12 protein-coding genes and 1 tRNA gene are annotated in these 15,738 nt (G+C 69.1%); 3 read left to right on the top strand and 10 right to left on the bottom strand.

The genetic code is table 11. From position 1 onward, the window contains the following. Positions 1-73 precede the first annotated feature (73 nt). Positions 74-1,504 carry a pyruvate kinase gene (pyk, locus tag J2Z30_RS00995; RefSeq protein ID WP_044577084.1) on the top strand — a complete coding sequence of 477 codons (1,431 nt, stop codon included), beginning with the start codon at positions 74-76 and terminating at the stop codon, positions 1,502-1,504. A gap of 33 nt (positions 1,505-1,537) precedes the next feature. On the opposite strand, the gene J2Z30_RS00990 is transcribed toward pyk, so the two are convergent. Together J2Z30_RS00990 and J2Z30_RS00985 are read right to left on the bottom strand one after the other, a co-directional pair. After that, positions 1,538-2,086, bottom strand: a complete 549-nt coding sequence (locus J2Z30_RS00990) for a helix-turn-helix domain-containing protein (protein WP_044577085.1) — start codon at positions 2,084-2,086, stop codon at positions 1,538-1,540. Positions 2,087-2,177: 91 nt separating this feature from the next. After that, a tRNA-Leu gene (locus J2Z30_RS00985) sits at positions 2,178-2,261 on the bottom strand. 95 nt (positions 2,262-2,356) lie between these two features. Here J2Z30_RS00985 and J2Z30_RS00980 point away from each other — a divergent pair. Continuing rightward, the gene (locus tag J2Z30_RS00980) at positions 2,357-2,998 is read left to right on the top strand and encodes an ANTAR domain-containing response regulator (protein ID WP_209468492.1); all 642 of its coding nucleotides are present in this window, start codon (positions 2,357-2,359) and stop codon (positions 2,996-2,998) included. 79 nt (positions 2,999-3,077) lie between these two features. Here J2Z30_RS00980 and J2Z30_RS00975 read toward each other — a convergent pair whose 3' ends face one another. The 8 genes from J2Z30_RS00975 to J2Z30_RS00940 all read right to left on the bottom strand — a co-directional run bounded on the left by J2Z30_RS00975 (position 3,078) and on the right by J2Z30_RS00940 (position 12,667). Beyond that, complete coding sequence (locus J2Z30_RS00975) at positions 3,078-3,794, bottom strand: ABC transporter ATP-binding protein (RefSeq protein WP_044577087.1); 717 nt, start codon at positions 3,792-3,794, stop codon at positions 3,078-3,080. Beyond that, complete coding sequence (locus tag J2Z30_RS00970) at positions 3,791-4,708, bottom strand: ABC transporter ATP-binding protein (protein ID WP_044577088.1); 918 nt, start codon at positions 4,706-4,708, stop codon at positions 3,791-3,793. The genes J2Z30_RS00975 and J2Z30_RS00970 overlap by 4 nt, the downstream gene beginning before the upstream one ends. Next, entirely contained in the window at positions 4,705-6,459 is a 1,755-nt protein-coding gene (locus J2Z30_RS00965) for a branched-chain amino acid ABC transporter permease (RefSeq protein ID WP_044577089.1), read from the bottom strand. The genes J2Z30_RS00970 and J2Z30_RS00965 overlap by 4 nt, the downstream gene beginning before the upstream one ends. A gap of 12 nt (positions 6,460-6,471) precedes the next feature. Then, positions 6,472-7,404 (bottom strand): branched-chain amino acid ABC transporter permease, encoded by a 933-nt coding sequence (locus J2Z30_RS00960; RefSeq protein WP_044577090.1) that lies wholly within the window; start codon positions 7,402-7,404, stop codon positions 6,472-6,474. Positions 7,405-7,506: 102 nt separating this feature from the next. Beyond that, complete coding sequence (locus tag J2Z30_RS00955; protein WP_044577092.1) at positions 7,507-8,739, bottom strand: branched-chain amino acid ABC transporter substrate-binding protein; 1,233 nt, start codon at positions 8,737-8,739, stop codon at positions 7,507-7,509. Positions 8,740-9,272: 533 nt separating this feature from the next. After that, the gene (locus J2Z30_RS00950; protein ID WP_044577097.1) at positions 9,273-9,731 is read right to left on the bottom strand and encodes a hypothetical protein; all 459 of its coding nucleotides are present in this window, start codon (positions 9,729-9,731) and stop codon (positions 9,273-9,275) included. 55 nt (positions 9,732-9,786) lie between these two features. Continuing rightward, a complete protein-coding gene (locus tag J2Z30_RS00945) occupies positions 9,787-10,302 on the bottom strand; it encodes a hotdog fold thioesterase (protein WP_044577099.1) in 516 nt (171 codons plus the stop codon). A gap of 82 nt (positions 10,303-10,384) precedes the next feature. Beyond that, a complete protein-coding gene (locus J2Z30_RS00940; RefSeq protein WP_044577100.1) occupies positions 10,385-12,667 on the bottom strand; it encodes an FdhF/YdeP family oxidoreductase in 2,283 nt (760 codons plus the stop codon). 267 nt (positions 12,668-12,934) lie between these two features. Here J2Z30_RS00940 and polA point away from each other — a divergent pair, with 267 nt between their 5' ends. After that, a complete protein-coding gene (polA, locus tag J2Z30_RS00935) occupies positions 12,935-15,673 on the top strand; it encodes a DNA polymerase I (RefSeq protein WP_044577102.1) in 2,739 nt (912 codons plus the stop codon). The last annotated feature ends 65 nt before the right edge of the window (positions 15,674-15,738 follow it).

The following is a 15,738-nucleotide window of genomic DNA, read 5'->3' as shown; positions in this document are numbered from 1 at the left end:
TGCCATGCAAAGGCCATGGAGGAGTATGAGGTTCCCGGTTCTTTACTCGCGGGTAAGTCATAGGCTCGGCATCATGCGCCGAGCAAAAATCGTCTGTACTTTGGGACCCGCCACCGACTCGTACGAGCAGATCAAGGCACTCATCGAGGCCGGAATGGACGTGGCCCGCTTCAACCTCAGCCACGGCACCTATGCCGAGCACGAGGAGCGTTATCGGCGAGTGCGCAAAGCCTCGCTGGAAACCGGCCGCAGCGTCGGCATCCTCGCCGACCTTCAAGGTCCGAAGATTCGACTCGGCCGTTTCCGTGAAGGGCCGGTACTCCTTGAACGCGGGGATGAGTTCATCATCACCGTCGAACCCATCGAGGGCGACCGGTTCCGCTGCGGCACCACCTACGAGGGGCTGGCCGGCGACGTCAGCAAGGGTGAGCGGATCCTCGTCGACGACGGCCGGGTCACCCTCGAGGTCGTCGACATCGACGGCCCCCGGGTGCACACCATCGCCATCGAGGGCGGCATGATCTCCGACCACAAGGGGCTCAACCTCCCCGGTGTGGCCGTCTCCGTCCCCGCGCTGTCCAAGAAGGACATCGAGGACCTGCGCTGGGCCCTGCGCATCGGCGCCGATGTCATCGCCCTCTCCTTCGTCCGAAACGGCAACGACGTCGTGGACGTCCACCGGGTGATGGACGAGGAGGACCGCCGGCTCCCCGTCATCGCCAAGATCGAGAAGCCGCAGGCGGTGGAGAACCTCGAGGGGATCGTCGACGCCTTCGACGGCATCATGGTCGCCCGCGGCGACCTCGGCGTGGAGATGCCGCTGGAGCAGGTGCCGATCGTCCAGAAGCGCGCGATCAAGCTGGCCAGGCGGAACGCCAAGCCGGTGATCGTCGCCACCCAGATGCTCGACTCGATGATCGAGAACTCCCGCCCCACCCGGGCCGAGGCGTCCGACGTCGCCAACGCGGTCATCGACGGCACGGACGCGGTGATGCTCTCGGGCGAGACCAGCGTCGGCAAGTACCCGATCGTCACGGTCAAGACGATGGGCCGCATCGTGGCCGCCGCCGAGGAGGACATCCTCGCCAAGGGCCTGCCCCCGCTCACCGAGCGCAGCAAGCCCCGCACCCAGGGCGGCGCGGTGGCCCGCGCGGCGGCCGAGATGGGCGACTTCCTCGGCGCGAAGTTCCTCGTCGCCTTCACTCAGTCCGGCGACACCGTGCGCCGCCTCTCCCGCTACCGCTCCCCGATCCCGCTGCTGGCCTTCACCCCGGAGCCGGGCACCCGCTCCCAGCTCAATCTGACCTGGGGCGTGGAGACCTTCCTCGGTCCGATGGTCGATTCCACGGACGAGATGGTGGCCCAGGTGGACGAGGAACTGCTGCGCCTCGGCCGCTGCAAGAAGGGCGACCTGGTCATCATCACCGCCGGTTCCCCGCCCGGTGTCTCCGGCTCCACCAACCTGGTCCGCGTCCACCACATCGGCGCGGACGACCTGAGGTAACCGAGCCTCGCTCCTGGGGGCCGAAGTACTGGTTCAGTACTTCGGCCCGACGTGCTTGTCCATGAGGGCGACGGAGGCGCGGCGGGCGACGGAAATATTGAACGGATCGCTGCCGCGCGCGACGCGGCCATGCTTCTTGCCCGGCCCGTGTTGCGGGAACATGCACGTCCAGTGCTTCGTGTAGGACTTCACCTCGGCACAGCCGTTCTTCTGTCGCCGCTGCACGCTGGGCAGTGGCATCACCTTGCGCATGGCGGTCTCGGCCTCGTCGATCAGACCGGGCCAGGCGTCGGCGCAGAAGATGGACAGATGGTGCTGTTTGGGCTTGGAGACGATATGGCCGTCGCCGAGATAGAGGCCCAGCAGATACGAATACGCCGGGTGGTTGAACGCTCGACTGGTGCAACTGGGGCAGTCGGTGGGCGGCACGAAGAGCTCGCCTCGCTGTTGTCGGTCCTGATGCCGCCACCAGCCGACGGTGCGCCGCGGAATTCCGAGTAGCTCGGCCACGTCACGATTGGCGACGCCTTGCCGCATCAGCGCCACAGCGTGATGCCGAATGGACGGACTGTAATCGTTCATGTGTCGAGCGTCGCACTCGAATGGACGGCGCTGCGATGATTTCGGCCCTTACCACGCGAACGTGGGGGTCCGCTTGGCTGACAATGAAAAGTGCCGGGTGCGGGACTTGAACCCGCACGCCCTTTCGGGCAATCGCTTTTGAGGCGATCATGTCTGCCGATTCCATCAACCCGGCTTGGGACCCCGACAGGAGCATACCGTGTGTCACACGCCCGTGTGGACGTAGGTAGGCTCATGGTTGCCCCACCTGCCAGGAAAACGAGGAGCACAGTGAGCACCGCTGACGCCCCCGACGCGCAGTCGCACGTCCCACCGCAGACAACCCGCGTCGTCATCGCCGAGGACGAGGCCCTCATCCGCCTCGACCTGAAGGAGATGCTCGAGGAGGAGGGGTACTCCGTCGTAGGCGAGGCGGGCGATGGCGAGACGGCTGTCGCGCTCGCCCAGGAGCACCACCCCGACCTCGTCATCCTCGATGTGAAGATGCCGGTGCTCGACGGCATCTCCGCCGCCGAGCGGATCGCGGCCGACCGCATCGCCCCCGTGCTGATGCTGACCGCCTTCTCCCAGCGCGAACTGGTCGAACGGGCCCGGGACGCCGGGGCGATGGCGTATCTCGTGAAGCCGTTCAGCAAGAGCGATGTGGTCCCGGCCATCGAGATGGCCGTCTCCCGCTTCACCGAACTGAAGACCCTGGAGCAGGAGGTCGCCGACCTCTCCCAGCGGCTGGAGACCCGGAAACTGGTCGACCGGGCCAAGAGCGTCCTTCAGACCCAGTACGGGCTGACCGAGCCCGCCGCCTTCCGCTGGATCCAGAAGACCTCGATGGACCGCCGGCTGTCGATGCAGCAGGTGGCGGAGGCCGTCATCGAGGACGCGGCGGAGAAGAAGGCCGCCGACAAGGAGCAGTAGAAGGCGGCCGACAAGGAGCAGTGGAAGAGGGAAGGGCCCGCACCGCCCGAGCGGCGGTGCGGGCCCTTCCCGTCGGGCCTCAGTCCTCGCCGAGGTACGCCTTCCGCACCGATTCGTCGTGGAGCAGAGTCTCGCCCGTTCCCGACAGCACGATCTTGCCGATCTCCATCACATGGCCCTGGTCGGCCAGCGACAGAGCGGCCTGGGCGTTCTGCTCGACCAGCAGGATCGTCGTGCCCTGGGACTTGAGCTCGGCGATGGTCTGCATGATCTTCTGCATCATGATCGGCGAGAGGCCCATCGAGGGCTCGTCGAGCATCAGCAGCTTGGGGCGGGACATCAGCGCCCGGCCCATCGCGAGCATCTGCTGCTCACCGCCGGAGAGGGTGCCCGCCGCCTGGGTGCGGCGCTCGCCGAGGATGGGGAAGAGCTCGTAGGCGTATCGGATGTCGGCGGCTATGCCGTCCGCGTCCTTCCGGAGGAACGCTCCGAGCTGGAGGTTCTCGGCGATCGACAGCCGCGGGAAGATATGCCGCCCCTCGGGCGAATGGGCCAGCCCCAGGGCGACGATCTTGTGCGCGGGGACGCCCCGCAGCGGTTTGCCGTCGAAGCGGATCTCCCCGCCGAGCGGCTGGAGCAGGCCGGACAGGGTGCGCAGCGTGGTCGTCTTGCCCGCGCCATTGGTACCGATGAGGGTGACGACCTGTCCGGCCTCGACGCTGAACGAGATGCCCTTGACGGCCTCGATCTTGCCGTAGGCGACGCGCAGGTCCTCGACCTCGAGCAGTGCGGTCACTGTCCGTCCTCCGTACGTGCTGTGGTGCCCCGCTGGGCCCCGTCCTGCGTGGCCCCGCCCGTGGCTCCGGGCGTGGCACCGGCCTCCGCGGCCTCGACCTCGGCGGCCTCCTCCGCGCCCGGCGCGCCCTCGAAGGGGGTGCCGAGGTAGGCGGCGATGACGCGCTCGTCGCTCTGGACGACCTCCGAGGTGCCCTCGACGAGCTTCTGGCCCTGGACGAGCACGGCGACCCGGTCGCAGAGGTTGAAGATGAAGCGCATGTCGTGCTCGATGACGAGCACGGCGGTGCCCAGGTCCCGGATGGCGAAGACCAGTTCCTCGGTGGCGCGGGTCTCCTGGGGGTTCATTCCGGCGGTGGGTTCGTCGAGCAGCAGCAGCCCGGGGTCGCTGGCGAGGGCGCGGGCGATCTCCAGCTTGCGCTGCTCGCCGTAGGGGAGGTTGCGGGAGAGGTGGTCGGCCTTGTCGGCGAGGCCGGTGAACTCCAGGAGTTCCATGGCACGGGCCTTGGAGGCGGCCTCGGCGCGCTTGAAGCCGGGGCCGCGCAGCAGGGCCGACCACAGGCCCTCCTTGGTGCGGGTGTGGCGGCCGACGAGCACGTTCTCCAGGACCGTCATATTGGCGAAGAGCCGGATGTTCTGGAAGGTGCGCGCGATGCCCGCCTGGGTGACGAGGTGGGGCTTGGGCGGCAGCACGGTGCCCCGGTAGGCGACGCTGCCCTCGGTGGGGACGTAGAGACCGGTGAGGCAGTTGAAGAAGGTGGTCTTGCCCGCGCCGTTGGGCCCGATGAGGCCGACGATCTCGCCGGGGTGGACGTCGAGGTCGACCGCTTGTACGGCCGTGAGACCGCCGAAGCGCATGGTGACGCCGGTGGCGGTGAGCACGGGGGAGGTCGTGGTGGTGGTCATCGCTGTCATGCCTCCGCCTTGGTGACGCCGACGGCACCGTCCTTGAGTCCGGTGGCGCCGGGGACGTCGAGCTGGCCGGTCTCGTGGTACTCGAGCTGCTGCCGCCGGTTGGGGACGATCCCCTCGGGGCGGAAGCGCATCAGCAGGATGAGCGCGACACCGAAGGCGAGGAGCTGGTAGTCCTGGAGGAACTCCAGCTTCTTGGGGATCAGATAGAGCAGGGTGGCGCCGAGCAGCGGGCCGCCGATGGTGCCCATGCCGCCGAGGATGACGGCGGCCACCAGGAAGGTGGAGTTGGGCGGGACGGGTCCGGCGAAGACGTACTGCTCGGGGACGACCGTGGACTGGAAGTGGGCCCATACGGCGCCGGCGACCCCGGCCAGGGTGGCGCCGAGCGCGAAGGCGATGAGCTTGACCCGGAATCCGTTGATGCCCATGGCGGTGGCGGCGGTCTCGTCCTCGCGGATGGCGACCCAGGCACGGCCGATACGGGAGTTGCCCGCCCGGCTGAAGATCAGCACGACGACCACCGTGACCAGAAGCATCAGCAGGTAGTAGTTGCCGTTGGAGTCGAGGCTGATTCCGCCGACGCTGTGCTCGTCGTTGAAGTTGAACCCGAAGATCTCCAGCGGGGGGATGTTGGGGATGCCGTCCGGGCCGTTGGTGACGGAGGGACCGGAGGTGCCGTCGAGGTTCAGCATGGCGAGACGGAAGATCTCTCCGAAGCCGAGGGTCACGATGGCGAGATAGTCACCGCGCAGCCGCAGGGTGGGGGCGCCGATGACCACACCGAAGATCAGGGAGACCACGCCGCCGGTGATCACGGCGGCCCAGAACGGGAACCTGACGTCGATCGTCGAGGCGGTGGACCCGGAGACCAGGGCGGCGGTGTAGGCGCCGACGCCGAGGAAGGCGACATACCCGAGGTCCAGGAGGCCCGCGAGGCCGACGACGATGTTCAGGCCGAGGGCGACGGTCGCGAAGATGGCGATGTTGACGCCCAGTTCGGTGAAGCTGGACTTGTCCTGGAAGAAGGGGAAGACGATCGCGGTGATCAGCGCCGCCACCAGGGTGACGGAGCGGTAGGAGTTGGTGAGCTCGCTGACCCGGCTGATGAGCCCGGCCTTGACCAGGGCGACGGCGGCGAATCCGACGGCGATGAGGTAGCCGATGAACGGCTCGGGGTGGTCGGCGTCGGTCTGGATGCCGTAGTTGACCACGTAGAGGCCGACGGCGAAGACCGCCGCGATGATCAGGATCTCGGCCCAGGAGGGCAGCTCCTTGGGGCGGCACAGGGGGCGGGTGTCGTCCGGGAGCAGGAAGGTGGTGGCCACGGGCACGGCGGTGACCACGGCGGCGATCCAGCCGCCGGGTTCCAGGTTGACCAGGCCGTCCAGATCCACCGCGATGGCGATGACGGTGAACCAGGTGACGGCGAAGGTGCCGAGGGCCAGCATCCGCAGCGCCTGGGTGGAGCCGCTGGGGGTGAGCCAGCGCAGGCCCTTCAGGTCGAGGGCGGCCAGCGCGAAGACGCCGGTGGCGATTCCTAGGACGAGGGTGAGGAGCTGCAGTCCGCCGGGGTAGCCGTAGACGGTCAGATCGCCGGGGAACTCGGCCGTCCAGGTCCAGGCGAGGAAGGTGGAGACGACGGCGGCGGCGCCGCCGGCCGCGGTCAGGGCCCGGAGCAGGGTGGTGCGCGGGGCGGGTGCGCCGGCCTCGGCCTTGCGCACGGCGGTGGGCTGGGTCTTGTCGGTGGTCATCGGTTCACTCCCTCACGCCCGGTCCGCTACGCGTTCGCCGAGCAGACCCTGTGGCCTGACCAGCAGGACGACGATGAGCAGGGTGAAGGCCCATACGTCCTTCCAGGCACCGCCGCCGAGCTGGTCCATCCCGGGTATGTCCTGGATGTACTTGATGGCCAGAGCCTCGACGATGCCCAGGACGACGCCGCCGAGCATGGCGCCGTAGATGTTGCCGATGCCGCCGAGCACGGCGGCGGTGAACGCCTTGAGACCGGCGATGAAGCCCATCTCGAAGTTGATCTGGCCGTACTTGAGCCCGTGGGACAGGGCGGCGACGGCGGCGAACGCACCGCCGATGGCGAAGGCCATCACGATGATGCGGTCGGTGTTGATGCCCATGAGCTTGGCGGTGTCGGGATCCTGCGCGGTGGCCTGCATGGCGCGGCCGGCCCGGCTCTTGGAGACGAACAGACCCAGGGCGAGCATGCACAGCGGGGCGGCGATGAGGAGGAAGGCGTCGCCGCGCTGGATGTGCAGATTGTCGAGGATCTCGAACGACGATCCCTCGAACTGCGGGAAGCTGCGGGGCTTCTTGGCGTCGGGGTAGAAGGCCCAGACGGCCTGCTGCAGTGCGATGGACAGACCGATCGCGGTGATCAGGGGGGCGAGCCGGGGGCCGCCGCGCAGGGGCCGGTAGGCGAAGCGTTCCGCCGCGGTGGCGATGGCGACCGAGGCGACGATGCCGCCGATCAGCATCAGGGGCAGGGCGAGGGCGAGCGCGGTGCCGCTGGGCAGCCAGATGTAGATGGTGAGGGCCCCGAAGCCCCCGATCATGAAGATCTCGCCATGGGCGAAGTTGATGAGCTGGACAATGCCGTAGACCATGGTGTACCCGATGGCGATCAAGCCGTAGAGGGCGCCGAGGGTCAGGCCGTTGACCAGCGTTTGCGGCAGTTCGTGCACCGCAGGGCCTCCGATGAGCGTGTCGGATATGACGCCGCGCGAGGGCGATGGGTACGCCCTCGCGCGGATTCGTTTCGTGGGTGTGCGGATCGCCGCCGGGGGTCAGTCCTTGAAGGTCTCGCTCTTCACGGACTTCCAGGCGCCCTTGGTGACCTTGTAGACGGTCAGCTGCTTGTTCGTGGTGTCGCCGTACTGGTCGAAGGAGACCTTGCCGGTGACGCCGTCGAAGGAGACCTTGCCGAGCGCCTCGGTGATCTTGGCGCGGGCGTCGTCCGGGAGCTTGCCGTCGTTGTCCTCGACCACGGCCTTGACGGCCTGGATGATGGCCCAGCCGGCGTCGTAGGAGTAGCCGCCGTAGGCCGCGTACGGGTCCTTGTAGTGCTGGTCCGCGTAGTTCTTCACGAACGTCTTGGCGGAGTCGAGCTGCTCGACCGGGTAGCCGACGGAGGTGGCGAGGTCACCGTCGTTGTTGGTGCCCGACGCCTTGATGAAGGCGGGGTCGTAGATGCCGTCGCCGCCCATGACCGGAACCTGCGCGCCGGCCTGCTTGACCTGGTCGGAGAGCAGACCGCCCTCGGGGTACTGGCCGCCGAAGTAGACCGAGTCGGCGCCGGAGGACTTCACCTTGTTGGAGATGCCGGAGAAGTCGGTCTCCTTGACGGTCAGGTGGTCCCGGCCGACGACCTTGCCGCCGAGGCGCTTGAACTCCTCGGCGAAGATGGTGGCGAGGCCGTTGCCGTACGCCTGCTTGTCGTCGATGACGAAGACCTTCCGCTTCTTCGCGTCCTTGTAGTAGTACTGCGCGGCGAAGCGGCCCTGGATGATGTCGGTGGTCGCGGTGCGGAAGTAGGTCTTGAAGGGGCGCGACTTCTTGCCCGAGGCCCAGTCGTCGCCCTGGCTCAGGGCCGGGTTGGTGTTGGCGGGGGAGACCTGGGCGAGGTCGCCTCTGTCGAAGACGCCCTGCATGGACTGGGCGACGCCCGAGTTGAGCGGCCCGACCGCGCCGAGGATGTCCTCGTTGTCGACCATCGAGGTCGCGTTCGCCTTGCCGGAGGAGGGCACGGCCTGGTCGTCGAAGGACTTGACCTTGAAGGTGACTCCGTCCACCTCGTTGTTCTTGTTGGCTATCTTCGCCGCGAGGTCGACGGAGTTCTTGATGCCCTGGCCGAGAGCGGACAGCGAGCCGGTGAGCGGGGCGTCGACACCGATGACCACGGTCGTCTTGCCGTCCTTGCCGCCACTGTCGTCTTTGTCGTCCCGCGACCCGCAGGCGCTGAGGGTGAGGGCGCCCGCGGTGATGGCGGTCGTCATGATGAGCAAGGAACGGTGTCGCACGAGGAATCCTTTCGCTGGCCCGGCACCCCGGGGTCATGGGGTGCCGTGTCCTCGCCGGATGAACCTGGAATTGGCCGTGTGGGTGCGGCGTACATCCCACGGGGCCGTGACTGGCTGTGACTCTAAGCGCGGGGCGCGACCGGGGGCAGAGGTCTAGACGATGATGTGACTGTCTTGTTATGACGCGCGTCACCCCGGGATGTCCGTGTAGCGGAACGGAAGGGACGAATGGGGCGGATTTGGGCCAACCATTAGGTCCGGATCCTGAGAAGGTGCAGTTCCGCTAAGGAGTGCGGTGAGCTTGTGAATGAAGCGCGGAGGCAGGGGCGCGGACGAGCGCGGGAAGATCGACTTCGGAGTCGCCGAGCGTGCTGAAAATGCGATCTTATATTGCGTCAGCGTTACGCAGTGTTACGACTGACGGCGCGGGTCCGAGGCCTGTCCGGGGCCTGTCCGGGGCGGTGGACGGGCCGGTGGGCGGGGTTCCGGAATGGTGTCGGGCCGGTGTCGCGCGGGTGTCGCGCCGGTGCGGCTCAGGTCGGCGGGCGCCAGTTCTCGGAGCTGTGGGTGGCGCCGTTCGCGGCCGCGCAACGCCGCTCGGCCAGCCCCTTGATCAGCGCTTTGGCCGCCGGGGCGCCATGCCGCTTCCGCTCGGCGCGCGCGGCCTGGACGATGTCCTCGTAGATCTCGTACTGCTCGTTGGAGAGCCCCTTCTGCTCCCAGTCGAGCCCGGCCCACTGGCTGCCCGCGAGGTCCTGCTCGGCCCAGTAGGAGATGAGGTCGGCGCACAGCCGCACGGGGGAGGCGGTCTGCGGTGTGGGGCTGTGAGGGGCGGGTGTGGACGCCGGGGCGTTACGGGGGTCGCCGGAGTTGTGGGGGCCGCCCGAGGGGCCGGAACCGGAGCCACCGCATCCGGTCACCGTCACGGCGAGTACGAGAGCGCATCCACGGACGGCGGCGGGCCAGGAACCCGCCCGGGTCGTTGACCCCATGGAGAGCCACGGTAGACCCGGCCTTCCAGGGGGACAACGGCAATGGCGCCGGGCGTCACGCCTCGGCGCGGTCCTTCGCCTCGGTGATGTCGGCGACCGTCTTGGCCCGGCCGGCGCCGTCGACCTCGCGCAGCAGGCAGGTGAGGCGGGCGGTGCACACCCGCCGGTCCTGCTCATCGCTGATGACGATCTCGTAGGTGGCGGTGGAGCGGCCCCGGTGGACGGGGGTGGCGACGCCGGTGACCAGGCCCGTGCGGGCGCCCCGGTGGTGGGTGCAGTTGAGGTCCACGCCGACCGCGATCCGCCCGCTGCCGCCGTGGAGCATCGAGCCGACCGAGCCCAGGGTCTCGGCCAGCACGGCGGAGGCGCCGCCGTGCAGCAGCCCGTACGGCTGGGTGTTGCCCTCCACCGGCATGGTGCCCACGACCCGCTCGGCCGAGGCCTCGAGGATCTGCACGCCCATACGGGTGCCGAGGTGTCCGGCGGAGAACAGCGCGGGTAGGTCCACGCCGAGCGCCGCGTACTCGTCGAGTACCTCTTGCGGGAACTTCACGCTGGTCTGCTCGCCCATCGGGACAGGCTCCGTTCGGTTGCTTGTGGTGGCCACCTTTGCTTGTGGTGGCCACCTTCTTACCAGGCAACTGAGCAAACGCTTAGGCCGGGGTCGTCTGTTCCAGGCGGACGACCACGGACTTGCTCGCCGGGGTGTTGCTGGTGTCGGCGGTGGCGTCCAGCGGGACCAGGACGTTGGTCTCCGGGTAGTACGAGGCGGCGCAGCCGCGCGCGGTCGGGTAGTGGATCACACGGAAGCCGGGGGCACGCCGCTCGGTGCCGTCCTTCCACTCGCCGACCAGGTCGACGTAAGCGCCGTCGGCCAGCCCGAGCTCCTGGGCGTCCTCGGGGTGCACCAGCACCACCCGGCGGCCGTTCTTGATGCCGCGGTAGCGGTCGTCAAGGCCGTAGATGGTGGTGTTGTACTGGTCGTGGGAGCGCAGGGTCTGCAGCAGCAGCCGGCCCTCGGGCGCCTCGGGGTACTCGACGGGGGCCGCGGTGAAGTTGGCCTTACCGGTGGCAGTGGGGAAGCTGCGGCTGTCGCGCGGGGCGTGCGGCAGGGCGAAACCGGAGGGGTCGCTCACCCGGTCGTTGAAGTCCTCGAAGCCGGGGATGACGGCGGCGATGCGGTCGCGGACGCGCGCGTAGTCCTTCTCGAACTCCTCCCAGGGGGTGCGGCTCTCGGGGCCCAGCACCCGGCGGGCCAGCCGGCAGACGATGGCGGGCTCGGAGAGCAGATGGGAGCTCGCGGGCTCCAGACGCCCGCGGGAGGCGTGCACCATGCCCATGGAGTCCTCGACGGTGACGAACTGCGGGCCACCGCCCTGGACATCGCGCTCGGTGCGGCCGAGGGTGGGCAGGATCAGCGCCCGCGCGCCGGTCACCACATGGGAGCGGTTGAGCTTGGTGGAGACATGGACGGTCAGCCGCGCGGTGCGCATCGCGGACTCGGTGACCTCGGTGTCGGGGGAGGCCGCCACGAAGTTGCCGCCCATGGCGAAGAAGACCTTGGCCTGGCCGTCGCGCAGGGCGCGGATGGCCCGGACGACGTCGAAGCCGTGCTCGCGGGGCGGGGCGAAGCCGAACTCGCGCTCCAGGGCGTCCAGGAAGGCCGGGGCGGGCCGCTCGAAGATCCCCATGGTGCGGTCGCCCTGCACATTGCTGTGGCCGCGCACCGGGCAGACACCGGCGCCGGGGCGGCCGACGTTGCCGCGCAGCAGCAGGAAGTTGACGACCTCACGGATGGTGGGCACCGAGTGCTTGTGCTGGGTCAGGCCCATCGCCCAGCACACGATGGTCCGCTTCGAGTCGAGGACCATGCGCAGCGCGCGGTCGATGTCGGCGCGGTCGAGACCGGTGGCGCTCAGCGTCTCGTCCCAGTCGGCGGCGCGGGCCGCGGCGGCGAACTCCTCGAAGCCGTGGGTGTGCTCGCGGATGAACTCCTCGTCGGTGGCGCCCTCTGTCTCCAGGATGAGCTTGTTGAGGAGGCGGAAGAGGGCCTGGTCGCCGCCGATCCGGATCTGCAGGAAGAGATCGGTGAGCGCGGTGCCGCCCCCCGCGATACCGCGGGCGTTCTGCGGGTTCTTGAACCGCTCGAGACCGGCCTCGGGCAGCGGGTTGATGGAGATGATCTTCGCGCCGTTGGCCTTGGCCTTCTCCAGGGCGGAGAGCATGCGCGGGTGGTTGGTGCCCGGGTTCTGCCCGGCCACGACGATCAGGTCGGCCTTGTAGAGGTCCTCCAGCAGCACGCTGCCCTTGCCGACGCCGAGGGTCTCGGTGAGCGCCGAGCCGGAGGACTCATGGCACATGTTGGAGCAGTCGGGCAGGTTGTTGGTGCCGAACTCGCGGGCGAAGAGCTGGTAGAGGAAGGCCGCCTCGTTGCTGGTGCGGCCCGAGGTGTAGAAGACCGCCTCGTCGGGGGAGCCGAGCGCGGTCAGCTCGTCGGCGATGATGTCGAAGGCCCGGTCCCAGGTCACCGGCTCGTACCGCTCGGCGCCCTCGGGCAGGTACATGGGCTGGGTCAGCCGGCCCTGCTGGCCGAGCCAGTAGCCGCTGCGGGTGGCGAGGTCGGCCACCGGGTGGGCGGCGAAGAAGTCGGGCGTGACCCGGCGGAGGGTGGCCTCCTCGGCGACGGCCTTCGCGCCGTTCTCACAGAACTCGGCCGCGTGGCGCTTGTCCGGCTCGGGCCAGGCGCAGCCGGGGCAGTCGAAGCCGTCCTTCTGGTTGACGCGCAGCAGGGTGAGCGCGGTGCGGCGCACGCCCATCTGCTGCTGCGCGATGCGCAGCGAATGCCCCACGGCCGGCAGCCCGGCGGCGGCATGCTGTGGGGGTGTGACCTCGGGCGCGTCCTGGATCGGATCGCCTGCGGGCGGCTTCGCTGCCATGTCGCTCCCCTTGGGCTCGAGCGTTGCGGGACCTGTGTGTAGACCTATGGGTCCGATCCTGTCACGGGCCACCGACAGCCGGGGCGGCGGCCCGGTTCGGCTGTCGGTGGCCCGGCCCGGCCCGGTGGTACGGCGGTTCCGGCCGCGCGGACCGTTCCGATCCTGCGCGCGGTCCGGTGCGATCTTGTGCCCGGTCCGGTCCGGTCCGGTCTGGTCCGGTGGCCGGGGCGGGAGGCATTGTCGGTGGGGCGTGGCAGGATCGGGGGCGTGGCAGAGAAAGCATCGAAGAAGACCGCGGCGCCCGCGCCCGACCGCACGGGGGATGACCGTCCCCGCCTGCTCCTGCTGGACGGGCACTCCCTGGCATACCGGGCGTTCTTCGCGCTGCCGGCGGAGAACTTCAACACGACCACCGGCCAGACCACCAACGCGATCTACGGCTTCACCTCGATGCTGGCGAACACGCTCCGTGATGAGCAGCCCACGCACCTCGCCGTGGCGTTCGACGTCTCGCGCAAGACCTGGCGCTCCGAGCAGTTCACCGAGTACAAGGCGAACCGCTCCAAGTCCCCCGATGAGTTCAAGGGCCAGGTCGAGCTGATCGGCGAGCTGCTCGACGCCATGAAGATCACGCGCTTCGCGGTGGAGGGCTTCGAGGCCGACGATGTGATCGCCACCCTCGCCACCCAGGCCGAGGAGCAGGGCTTCGACGTCCTGATCGTCACCGGCGACCGGGACTCCTTCCAGCTGGTCACCGACCATGTCACGGTGCTCTACCCCACCAAGGGCGTCTCCGAGCTGACCCGGTTCACCCCCGAGAAGGTGCAGGAGAAGTACGGCCTCACCCCGAGCCAGTACCCCGACTTCGCGGCCCTGCGCGGCGACCCCTCGGACAACCTCCCCGGTATCCCGGGCGTCGGCGAGAAGACCGCGGCGAAGTGGATCAATCAGTTCGGCTCCTTCAAGGAGCTGGTGGAGCGGGTCGAGGAGGTCAAGGGGAAGGTCGGCGAGAAGCTCCGCGACCACCTGGAGTCCGTGAAGCTCAACCGCCAGCTGACCGAGCTGGTGCGGGACGTGGAGCTCGCTGCCGGCCCCGAGGGGCTCGAGCGCGCCCCGTACGACCGGGAGGCGCTCGGGGTGATCCTGGACGCGCTGGAGTTCCGCCACCAGAACTTCCGCGACCGGATCATGGCCGTCGACCCGGGCGCGGCGGCGGACGAGCCCGTGGCCGCCGAGCCGGGTGTCGCGGTCGACGGAGCGGCGCTGGGCGCGGGTGAGCTCGCCCCCTGGCTGGAGAGCCACCGCGACGCCCCGCTGGGCCTGGCCACCGTCGACACCTGGGCGCTGGGCAGCGGCAGCGTCAGCGAGGTCGCGCTGGCCACCGGCTCCGGCCCCGCCGCCTTCTTCGACCCCTCGCAGCTGGACGAGACCGATGAGCGGGCGTTCGCCGAGTGGATCGCGGACCCGGACCGCCCCAAGGTGCTGCACAACGCCAAGGGGATCATGCGGGTCTTCGCCGAGCACGGCTGGTCCGTCGCGGGCGTGCGCATGGACACCGCCCTCGCCGCCTATCTGGTCAAGCCCGGCCGCCGCTCCTTCGAGCTGGACGCCCTGTCGGTGGAGTACCTGGGCCGTGAGCTGTCCCCGGCGGTGGCCGCGGACAGCGGACAGCTGGCCTTCGGCGCCGATGAGGAGGCCGAGCGGGACGCCCTGATGATCAAGGCGCGGACCATCCTGGACCTGGGCGAGGCCTTCGGCGGCCGGCTGAAGGACGTGGGCGCGGCCGGGCTGCTGCACGACATGGAGCTGCCCGTCTCCGAGCTGCTGGCCCGGATGGAGCGGTCGGGCATCGCCGCCGACCGCGGCTGGCTGGAGCGCATGGAGCAGCAGTTCGCGGCCGCCGTGCAGCACGCCGTGAAGGAGGCCCACGCCGCGGTGGGCCATGAGTTCAACCTCGGCTCGCCCAAGCAGCTCCAGGAGGTGCTCTTCGGCGAGCTGGGCCTGCCCAAGACCAAGAAGACCAAGACCGGGTACACCACGGACGCCGACGCGCTGGCCTGGCTGGCCGCGCAGACTGACCACGAGCTCCCGGTGATCATGCTGCGCCACCGTGAGCAGGCGCGGCTGCGCTCCACCGTCGAGGGCCTGATCAAGACCATCGCCCCCGGCGGCCGCATCCACACCACCTTCAACCAGACCGTGGCGGCCACCGGCCGGCTCTCCTCCACCGACCCCAATCTGCAGAACATCCCGGTGCGCACGGACGAGGGCCGGGCGATCCGGCGCGGCTTCGTCGTCGGCGACGGCTTCGAGTCGCTGATGACCGCCGACTACAGCCAGATCGAGCTGCGCGTCATGGCCCATCTCTCCGAGGACGAGGGCCTGATCGAGGCGTTCACCTCCGGTGAGGACCTGCACACCACGGTCGCCTCCCAGGTCTTCTCCGTCGACAAGTCGGCGGTCGACCCGGAGATGCGCCGCAAGATCAAGGCCATGTCCTACGGGCTGGCGTACGGCCTCTCGGCGTTCGGCCTCTCCCAGCAGCTGGGCATCACCCCCGACGAGGCCCGCAAGCTGATGGAGAACTTCTTCGAGCGGTTCGGCGGGGTGCGCGACTATCTCCAGCGGGTCGTCGAGGAGGCGCGCGCCACCGGCTATACGGAGACCATGCTCGGCCGCCGCCGCTATCTGCCGGACCTCACCAGCGACAACCGCCAGCGCCGCGAGATGGCCGAGCGGATGGCGCTCAACGCCCCGATCCAGGGCACCGCCGCCGACATCGTGAAGATCGCGATGCTCAAGGTGGACGCGGCGTTGACGAAGGAGAAACTCTCGTCGCGGATGCTGTTGCAGGTCCACGACGAAATCGTGCTGGAGATCGCCCCCGGTGAGCGGGAGCGGGTCGAGGAGCTGGTGCGCCGGGAGATGACGGGCGCCTTCAAGCTGAGCGCTCCGCTGGACGTATCGGTGGGATCCGGTGCGGACTGGGAGTCCGCGGCTCACTGAGAGTTCGCCCGATGGGGTGTTTGCACCGGTAGCTGCGGGCCATAAGTTGTCGTAGTGTCACCAGA

The organism is Streptomyces iranensis (assembly GCF_017874715.1).
Classification (GTDB): domain Bacteria; phylum Actinomycetota; class Actinomycetes; order Streptomycetales; family Streptomycetaceae; genus Streptomyces; species Streptomyces iranensis.
The sequence above is the reverse complement of the archived record's forward strand: the minus strand, read 5'-3'. Positions and strand labels throughout refer to the sequence as shown.